At 32.2% G+C, this 10,356-nt stretch carries 6 protein-coding genes; 4 read left to right on the top strand and 2 right to left on the bottom strand.

Features of this window, described 5'->3' with window-relative positions:
• The first annotated feature begins 379 nt into the window (after positions 1-379).
• On the top strand, positions 380-1,840 hold the full coding sequence (locus RBH29_RS13460) for a glycosyl hydrolase family 18 protein (protein ID WP_306697441.1): 1,461 nt from the start codon (positions 380-382) through the stop codon (positions 1,838-1,840).
• A 94-nt stretch (positions 1,841-1,934) separates the two neighbouring features.
• On the opposite strand, the gene RBH29_RS13455 is transcribed toward RBH29_RS13460, so the two are convergent.
• On the bottom strand, positions 1,935-2,831 hold the full coding sequence (locus RBH29_RS13455; protein WP_306697440.1) for a diacylglycerol/lipid kinase family protein: 897 nt from the start codon (positions 2,829-2,831) through the stop codon (positions 1,935-1,937).
• A gap of 260 nt (positions 2,832-3,091) precedes the next feature.
• Between RBH29_RS13455 and RBH29_RS13450 the strand changes: the two genes are divergently transcribed.
• The 3 genes from RBH29_RS13450 to RBH29_RS13440 all read left to right on the top strand — a co-directional run bounded on the left by RBH29_RS13450 (position 3,092) and on the right by RBH29_RS13440 (position 9,133).
• Entirely contained in the window at positions 3,092-4,417 is a 1,326-nt protein-coding gene (locus tag RBH29_RS13450; RefSeq protein WP_306697439.1) for a Glu/Leu/Phe/Val family dehydrogenase, read from the top strand.
• 175 nt (positions 4,418-4,592) lie between these two features.
• A complete protein-coding gene (locus RBH29_RS13445; protein ID WP_306697438.1) occupies positions 4,593-7,721 on the top strand; it encodes a PEP/pyruvate-binding domain-containing protein in 3,129 nt (1,042 codons plus the stop codon).
• 488 nt (positions 7,722-8,209) lie between these two features.
• Entirely contained in the window at positions 8,210-9,133 is a 924-nt protein-coding gene (locus RBH29_RS13440) for a hypothetical protein (protein WP_306697437.1), read from the top strand.
• 53 nt (positions 9,134-9,186) lie between these two features.
• Here the strand turns inward: RBH29_RS13440 and RBH29_RS13435 are convergent, their stop codons facing one another.
• A complete protein-coding gene (locus tag RBH29_RS13435) occupies positions 9,187-10,353 on the bottom strand; it encodes an ArsA family ATPase (RefSeq protein ID WP_306697436.1) in 1,167 nt (388 codons plus the stop codon).
• Positions 10,354-10,356 lie beyond the last annotated feature (3 nt).

Below are 10,356 nucleotides of genomic sequence, written 5' to 3'. Positions count from 1 at the left end.
AATCTTTTTTATACTTAAAAATTATATCATACTGCAACTAAATTCTATATATCTAAAGTTTATCTTATTCTAAGACCTCACCTTCTAGAGAGTGTATATATTAAGTGTAAAGAATAATATTTTGGAAAATAAAGTTCCGCAGTTTCGGGCATGTAAATATAAAGTTATATGCACACCTTTAGTAAGATAAGGAATTTTGACGCTGCTTAATGCACAAATTTTAAGAATTTAAGTAAATACACTGTTTGTTTCAAAACATTGGATGTGCTATAATTAATACTAAATAACAGCATAATATCCACTATTTATTATTTAAATGAAATACTAATCTATCCTTTACATCATCATTTTTCCATTATTTTAAGGGAGGAGATATAGCGTGGAGAATATTATAAAAAAAAGCATTGTATTGTCTCTATTATTTGGATTTTTTATATGTTTAACTGTTTTTTCAACTCAGGCTAATGCTCAATCTAAAAACATTGTAGGCTATTTCACAGAGTGGGGTATATATCTTGAAGATAATTATTATGAAGTCTCCAACATTCCTTGGAACAAGGTAACTCACATAAATTATGCCTTTGCAAAAATTGAAGATGGAGAGATAGCCATACACGACACATGGGCTGCAATTGAAAGACCTTTTGATGATGATACCTGGGAAACACCTATAAAAGGACATTTTGGACAGCTAATAAAATATAAGCAACTTTATCCTGATGTAAAAACTTTAATATCCGTTGGTGGCTGGACAATGTCTACATATTTTTCTGACGTAGCCTTAACAGATGAATCTAGAGAATTATTTGCTAAAAGCTGTGTTGATTTTATACGCGAGTATCAATTTGACGGAGTAGATATTGACTGGGAATATCCTGTAGGTGGAGGCTTGGATACAAATATAACAAGACCGGAAGACAAGGAAAATTTTACCCTGCTACTACAAACTTTAAGAGAAGAGCTTGATATTGCAGGAACAGAAGATGGAAAAGACTACCTCCTCACAATAGCAGCACCTGCTGGAAGTTCATCTATAGACAATATGGAACCTGATAAATTTCATCAGTACCTAGATTTTATTAACCTTATGACATACGACTACAGTGGTTCATGGGAAGATGTATCAAATCATCTGTCTCCCCTTTACATGAACCCTTCTGACCCCTCATCAGCCTATAGAAAAGAAAGAGCTAATATTGATTGGACAGTGAATGAATATTTAAAACTAGGAGTCCCCGCAGAAAAGCTAAACTTAGGTATACCTTATTATGCTGCAGGCTGGACAGACATAACAGGTGGTACAAACGGCCTATTTGGCTCCGCCTCCGAAGGTCTTACTACAAGACCTTTTCACTATATAAAAGATATCTTAAATTCACCGAATTCATCATATGAAGAATTTTTCGACCAAAAGGCTAAATCTCCATATATTTGGGATGATTCAACAGGTACAATGTATACTTATATAGATGAAAATTCTCTTGAAATACGATGTGACTATGTATTGGAAAATAACCTAGCTGGCTTTATGATTTGGGAACTAAGTGGTGATTACCCAAAAGAAGGTGGAGATACATTAACTACTTTAATCTATGACAATATAGAGTCTTCCTCTTTACCTAAACCATTATATGGTGATATAAATGGAGACGGCGTTGTTGATTCTACCGATCTGACGCTGTTAAAAAGATATATATTAAACATCATCGACAGTTTTCCCTTTGCTGGAGCTTCGCAAAATGCAGATGTAAATGGTGATGGTAAAATTGATTCTACAGATTATGCTTTGATAGAAAGATATATTTTAGAAGTGATTGATGAATTGCCTCTAAAGCAGTAAATATCTAAAATTTCAACTTTTATACTTAAGCAATGACTAAGACTCAGTATCGTCACTTTTTATAAGTTATGGTATTGAGTCTTATTTTATAAATTCACTTTTGTGGCACAATAATCTTTAATGCTCCTGGTATAATTTCAAAGTCCGCCTTCCTAATTGTATAAATATCTCCGTCTACATTCAATTCTACATCAACTGCACTTTCGATGGATATTTTTTTGCATTTTACCATGTTAATCATACTTAGTCCTGTATGATTTCCTTTTATGTATACAGGTAATATTCTTAATGCATTGAGTCTTGAAACATCTTTAACCATGCATATATCAAATATCCCATCATCTATTAGTGCCTCCGGCGTCGGGGTTACTCCTCCTCCATATTTTCTGCCATTTGCAATAACAACAAATAAGTACTTATGAGAATAGGATTTATCATCAATTAATATTTTAAAATGCAAAGGTCTTTTTTTAAGAAGTGCAACAATAACTCCTGCATAATACGATAGTGATGAAGGAAAAAACCTTAATTTTTTAAATCTATAAGCTTCTTTTGCTGCATTTGCATCAAAGCCAATTGAAGATATGTTTAAAAAAAATCTCTCATTTACCTTACCAACATCAACTTTTTTCTCTTTTCCATTAAGTAATAAAGGCAGGTTTTTTTTATAATTCCAAGACTCCTCATTATAAATATAACGTGATACATCATTTGCTGTTCCTGTTGGCACAATACCTAAGGGAATTTTTTTATTCATTTTTTTTGATAAAATACAATTTATTATTCCATTTATAGTTCCATCTCCTCCAACAGAATACAATCTAAAATCATCTAAATTTTTGTATTTATCAATTACAACACCTATTTCTTCAGGTTTTGTGGTTATTTCCAAATTTATATCATAATCATTCTTTAACCGTTTAGCACATACGATAAAATCCTTATACTTTTCTTTTCCTGCATTAGGATTTACAATAAATACATGTTTCATCAATCCAATCCCCTTTATGGAAATAACATACAATCATTCCATACCCTTCACACTCTCAATATATTCTATCTTACAATAACCCCACCTAATAACTTCAATCAAAATAACATTTAAAACTTAAGATACTTACCAACTAATTATACAAAACTAATTAGTTCATTGCAAATACAGATGTATATATAATATTTCCCTCGCAAACATTGACAATACATTTGAAAAAAGTATAATTAAAATATGCTTTTTTATTAATTTGACAATTAATGAAAAAGCAAAATTTAAATAAAAGCGAGGGGATAAAAATGGGAGAAGGATCATATAATCCATATGTAAATGCACAAACACAGTTTGATAATGTGGCAGATTTGATTGGACTTGATCAACCTACCCGTGAATTATTACGTCAACCAAGCAGAGAGTTTCATTTTACAATTCCTATAAAAATGGATGACGGTTCATGTAAAGTATTTAACGGCTACAGAGTACAACATAATGATGCAAAAGGACCTGCAAAGGGAGGAATACGTTTCCATCCTCAAGAAACAATTGATACAGTTCGTGCATTATCGTTATGGATGACTTGGAAGTGTGCTGTTGTTGATATACCACTTGGTGGAGGAAAAGGTGGTGTCATTTGTGACCCTCATAACTTATCTAAAAATGAACAGGAAAGACTTTGCCGCGGCTATGTAAGACAGCTTGCTAAAAACTTTGGTCCAAATGAAGATGTACCTGCTCCTGATGTTATGACTAACGGTCAGCACATGCTCTGGATGATGGATGAGTATGAGGCGTTAAAAGGAGAACATTTTCCAGGAACAATTACCGGAAAACCCGTAGGAATGGGAGGTTCATTAGGACGTACAGAAGCAACAGGTTATGGAGCGATCTTTACATTAAGAGAAGCATTAAAAGCTCTTAATATTGATATATCAAAAACCAGTGCCAGCATCCAAGGTTTTGGTAATGTTGCTGAATATGCTGCACGCTTATATTCTAGCATGGGAGGAAAAGTTGTTGCAATATCATCATGGGACAACACAGACAAAAAAGCTTATACCTTTCAAAAGCTTGATGGAATGGATATTGAAAAAATGGCACAGATTAAAGACTCTTTTGGTACTATCGATAAAGAAAAAGCAAAGGAATTGGGATGCGAAGTTTTAGACGGTGGAGAATGGATATCTCAAGATGTTGATGTTTTGATTCCATGTGCACTGGAAAATCAGATAATACCAGAAACAGTTGCTAAAATTAGTGATCAGGTAAAAATTATCTGTGAAGGTGCTAATGGTCCTACTACACCTGATGCCGATGCATTAATTAAAGAGAAAAATATTTATCTTGTTCCTGACTTTTTATGTAATGCTGGTGGTGTTACATGTAGTTATTTTGAACAGGTACAGTGTAATATGAATTATTTCTGGCCAAAAGAAGAAGTTTTAGAAAAACTTGATCAAAAGATGACATCCGCTTTCCACGCAGTACATAAACTTTCACAGGAAAAAAGCTTATATATGCGTGATGCAGCATATGTAATTGCTATTAACCGCGTTGCTGAAGCTGTAAAACTTCGTGGATGGATATAATTTAAAACTGCAAGTACAAAATGAGTGTATATGTATGAAATGAGTATATTACAAACTCTAAGTCTTACAATATACTCATTTTGTAACAGTCTTTTATTTTAAAAATACGTATCAATAAATGTTTTATTAGGTAATATAAAATTTTTCAAAACATTTTTGTTGGGAGGAATATTATTTGAACTCATATAATAATATAGGTAATGATATTCTAGTTGAACGTGCTAAAGAATTAGAATGTCTATACCTTATTGATGAAGCACTGTCAGATACTCCATATCCCGAAAGTTTAGAAAAAATAACTTCTATAATACCATCTGGATTTAGAAATACTAAAGCCTGTAGTGCTATTATTGAATTTGACGGCAATGTTTATCACAAAGATCCAATAATTGAAAATGCAGATGAACTCAGTAAACCAATCATTATTAATGACAAAACACGTGGTTTTATAAAGGTTCGATACCCTAAAAATACATTTTCAGATGGTGAGATTGTATTTTTAGATCAGGAAGTACGACTAATCAATACCATCTCTAAAAGAATATCTGAAACAATAGATAAGATACACTCACAAAACATGAATTTATATCGCAACAGCTGGAAGGCGATATTGGATTTACTACAAAAAACCGATCACGAAATACTTTTATATGTATGCGAAAAAATGCTTGCTCTTCTTAAAAACTCTAATCCTAAGCTGGTTCATAATATATTTGAAGAAATGGGATGGGCAAAATATGAGAATAAAAATGAAATTAATTTTCCTTTAGAAACGCTTCCTGCTATAGACATTATTAAACTGAGTCAAACTCTTTTTTCAGCTGCCCTAAAAAGCTTTGACGATTCTCAGATTTATAAAAATATTAGTCTCTGGGTTTTTCAAGGTAAGACTTATGAGTTTATTAAAGTTGTTGACAAAAAAGATTCTGATGTTAAGGAAATATCAAAAGCGCTTTCAAGATATCTAAAAGCTGTTAAAGACACTGAAATGTCAAGTAAAGCTACTAAAAAATGGCTAACCGCTGAATTGTCACGTCGCTTTTTAACAGACAACGCTAAACAAATTACATTAATGCATAAATATATAAGTATAGGAGCTTTTCAAAAACTCCTTGACGCCTTTATATGTTCTCCAAAAAGCATTGGAAAAATCGGTGGTAAGGCTACTGGTTTTTTTCTAGCTAATCAGATTATTGAAACGTTTAAAAATGACATCCCTGAATTTGAAAATATTAAGATTCCAAAAACTTGGTATATATCTTCTGATGAATTAGGTTATCTTATAGAGAACAATGGCCTAGATGAATTAAATGAACATAAATACCGTGATATTGTTGACATACGAACAAGTTATCCACGAATTATTCAAACTCTTAAAAATCTAAAGCTTTCACCATATGTTTTTAATGAATTAAATCAGATTCTTGATACTTGTGAAGGCAAACCACTTATTATTAGATCATCTAGCCTGCTTGAAGATCAGATAGATACAGCATTTTCAGGTAAATATAAAAGCCTTTTTATAACCAATACCGGTACTAGGCAGGAAAGATTAAAACAGCTTACTGAAGGGATTCTTGAAGTTTATGCTTCCATCTTTAACCCTGATTCTATTCTATACAGAAGAAAACGCAACCTTATTGACTGTAGTGAACAAATGGGCATAATGATTCAGGAAGTAGTTGGACGTCAGGTAGGTCCATATTTTTTCCCACTCTATGCAGGTGTTGCCTTTAGTAATAATGAACTGCGCTGGTCTCCAAGACTAAAGCGGTCTGATGGTCTTTTACGAATTGTAATGGGACTTGGTACACGTGCAGTTGACCGTGTTGGTGAAGATTTCCCGGTAATTATTTCGCCTGGGCAGCCAAACTTAAGAGTAAATCAGTCCCCTATTGAATTGCAAAAATATTCACCTCAATATATGGACGTAATTGACATAAAAAACAACAGATTTCTCACCATGTCTATTTCTGAAATTATTAAACAGTATGGTGATAAGCTTCCCTTTATTGATAGCATAGCTTCTGTAATGAAAAATGACTTTATAACTGAAGCAAATAAATTTACAACTGATTTTAAGTCAGAAAATATTGTAATTACATTTGATAACATAATAAATAAGTCTCCCTTTGTAAAACTTATAAATTCCATGCTGTCATTACTTAAAGATAAACTGGGATATCCTGTTGATATTGAATTTGCAAGCGACGGAGAAAACTTTTATCTTCTTCAATGTCGTCCACAAAGCAAAAGTCAAGACAGTTCACCTGCTGCCATCTCCCCTGACATTCCAACACAGGACACTCTGTTTACAGCCAACAAATACATATCAAACGGCATGGTAACAGGTATAAATACTGTAGTATATGTTAATCCAATAGAATACTCAAAGCTTGAAAAACATGAAGACCTTGTGTCTGTCGGCAGAGCAGTAAGCGAATTAAACAGTATACTGCCTCGTCGAAGTTTTATACTTATGGGGCCTGGACGCTGGGGAAGCCGCGGAGATATTAAACTTGGAGTGCCTGTAGCATACTCAGATATCAATAATACTTCTATGCTTATAGAAATAGCAGTAAAAAAATCAAAATATCAACCTGAACTTTCCTTTGGCACGCACTTTTTTCAAGATCTTGTAGAGGAAAATATAAAATATTTACCCCTGTATCCTGAAGATACTGATGTAATATTCAACAACGCTTTTTTCCGTAGCTCTAAAAACTCACTCAATGATATATTGCCACAATATTCTTATTTAAGTGATGTCATAAAAGTAATTAACATTGCAGACATTCAATTTGACAAAGAACTAAATATTTTGATGAATGCTGATCAGGAAAAAGCTGTTGCATATCTTGAAAATCCATCAAACTCTAAAGCAAATCAAAAAACTAGTATTGATTCAATAAAAAATGAATCATATGAAGTTGATGAACAAGGATGGAAGTGGAGACATTTCATGGCAGAGCAAATTGCCGAAAAACTGGATATTAACGCTTATGGGGTTAAAGGAATTTATCTATTTGGAAGTACAAATAACTGTACTGCAAGATTAAACAGCGATATAGACCTTTTAATACATTTTAATGGCACCTACAAACAAAAAGAAGCCCTTGACAATTGGCTAAACGGTTGGAGTATGGCTTTATCAGAAATCAATTATTTAAAAACCGGTTACAAGTCAGAAGGACTTTTAGATATACACTATGTAACTGATCAGGATATCAAAGATAAAACTTCATACGCTACAAAAATAGACTCAGTTTTCGACCCAGCTTACCTTTTAAAGGGTCAGGCTTGAATATTTACTTACTCAAATTATCCCGTTTCTCCTCTTACTGCACAATTCACAACAATCACATCATATTCACCATTTTCATAGATATCCTTTATCTTTAAAAGGCAAAGTAAATCAGAAAAAAATTTATTGCAAAACAACTAAAAATTTGATAAAATGAAGATGGTGATATTTTTAGTCTTACGTGTTTAAAATTTCTTAACACTTTTAAATCATATTTAATTTTCAATAATACTAAAGGAGGTAAATCTTTGTAAGTAATTCTAAAGGCGACCTAGTAACGTGTTGTGTCTATTTATTATTACTTAAACCTTGTCTTCATTTCAACACATGCTACTTTTTATCTGTACCATTCATAAATTTAAGTATAATACAAAATCCAATTCAAGCTTAACTCTAGTTACATGTTTTTCAAACTGTTGAAATTTCTTTGTAATACTTTATTGTTCATCTTTAAAATTATAATCTACTATGATTAGAGGAGGAATTTTATGAAAACTGCTATTGAAATTTATAAAAAAACTTTTTCTTTCGTTTTATTAAAAGCTGGAGTATACGTTGGTGCCTACGCCCTGATGGCAGTCACGCTAGGAGTATTAATAGGTATTTTTTTCCTTTTACGAAACGTTATGGGGGGACTTGCGATTATAATTGGCTTTCTTATTATGATATTTGTCCTTGTAAATGTATGGCGTTTTGCAAAAAGATATTTTTTATATATTGTTAAAGCAGGTTTTGTTTCGGTTGTAGCAACTTATTTAACCACTGGCTCTTTACCTGAAAAAGGTTCCTTTCAGCATGCTAAAAATACTGTAACAAAGCATTTTGGCACTACCTCTATAGCTGCTGGTATAGACTTGCTTGTTGAAAAAATATTAAAAAAAATTAATGGTTTAATTTTAAAATTAGGTGGTATATTTTCTATGCTTCCTGGTGGTAAAATTATATTGCAAATTATTACTACTATGCTGACTGTAGTTATTGGATACATAGATGAAGCTATTCTAGGTTACATATTTTTGAGAAAAGATGATGAAAAACCATGGATTAAAGCTAAAGATGGCTTAGTTTTATATGTTAAATCATGGAAGTCTATACTGAAAAACGCTTCACTTATGGCCTTAGGTATAGTAACAATAAGATTTGTTTCATTTATAGTTTTTTATTTCTTATTTGCCTTAGTATTTGGTGGGCTAGGTAATCTCTCTGTAATTCCAGCAGTAATGTTGGGCTTAATACTTACAGGTGCAATTTCTAGTTTGTTTTTAGATCCAATAGTCACAATTTCCGTTTTAAAAGCATACCTAGACAATCTTGAAAATGCCAAAAATACAGAAGATGGGAAAATGGTTTCAATGCTTAACTCTGTTCCTGAATTTAATAAACTGGAAAATGGCGAAGGACTAGATAGATAAAAGCAAATGGGGTCAGGCTTGAATAATTTACTTACTCAAGTCTGACCCTGATTTTAAACAAATTTAATAACCAAGCGATTATCTTCATAGTTTGCTTTTACTACTTCTTTTGAATAAAGCTTTTTAGGAAGGATAAAACTTCTTTTCTCATTTTTTATAGCAATGCTCAATTCATCGCCCTTTTGAAATAAACTTAAATGTTTTTTGTCTACAAAAGGCATTTTAATTACTAAGTTATAACCTTCATCCTCTTTACATTTCTCAACTTTAAAAATCTTATCCTCAAACAATATATCCTGTGGTAAAATATCTTTAAATATTCCTTCTCCAAATTTAAGAAGCATTTTATATTCTTTTATTTCACTTTGCATAAGACCAGCTTCAAATACAGGTACAGGATTAAAGCTATTTTTTATATCTTCAATACTCTCTCTTTGAAGTTCAAGCCACTTTTCAAAATAACCTTTTGCTCCTTCCTGTGAAAAAACTCTATTTATAATTACTGCATCCACATTAAAATCAAAAAGATGTAAATAGGAAAAACTCCTCTTTGCTTCTTTCACAACAATTTTTTCTGGTGTAGTTACTATTCTAATGCTGACTTTATCTTTTTCCATAAGTAGATTATGAAGCTGACCAAGCTTTTCATATAACATCTCTATCTCATCAAAAGTGCTTTTATCCGGCATTGGTATCTTCATGGTTGTTTGAATTACTGGTCCAAAAAATTTTGCCGCCTTTTTCTTCATTGGAAAGAACTTTTCCATCCAGTACTTAAACATTTCAGGAAACTTTAGAAGAGACATAGTTTCTCCTGTTGGTGCACAATCCACAATAAGCACATCGTATTCACCATTTTCATAGATATCCTTTATCTTTAAAAGGCAAAGTAAATCTTCAAATCCCGGAAAAACTAAAAGTTCTTCACTTTCAATAGATTTCTCAGTTTTTAATAAAAATATTTTTTCAATATAAGCCTTTAGATTCCCCCATATCATTTCATTTTCTGATACAGCATCAATCTCTAGTGCATATAAATTTTCCTTTACAAAAGTGGAACTATTGCCAAGCTTTGTACCAAAAGAATCGCTTAAACTGTGGGCATGATCCGTACTCATTATCAAAACTTTTTTTCCTTCGCTGGCTATTTTACAAGCCGTTGCCGCTGCAATACTTGTTTTGCCAACTCCACCTTTTCCAGTATATAATATAATCCTCATCAA

The sequence above is a fragment of the Herbivorax alkaliphila genome (genome assembly GCF_030848475.1).
In the GTDB taxonomy this organism is placed as follows: Bacteria; Bacillota; Clostridia; order Acetivibrionales; family Acetivibrionaceae; genus Herbivorax.
This window is presented reverse-complemented; position numbering and strand designations above follow the sequence as displayed.

Coding starts and splice junctions, on each gene's coding strand:
- RBH29_RS13440 (WP_306697437.1), top strand. CDS start 8,210: ATGAAAACTGCTATTGAAATTTATAAAAAAACTTTTTCTTTCGTTTTA.
- RBH29_RS13435 (WP_306697436.1), bottom strand. CDS start 10,353: ATGAGGATTATATTATATACTGGAAAAGGTGGAGTTGGCAAAACAAGT.
- RBH29_RS13455 (WP_306697440.1), bottom strand. CDS start 2,831: ATGAAACATGTATTTATTGTAAATCCTAATGCAGGAAAAGAAAAGTAT.
- RBH29_RS13450 (WP_306697439.1), top strand. CDS start 3,092: ATGAAAAAGCAAAATTTAAATAAAAGCGAGGGGATAAAAATGGGAGAA.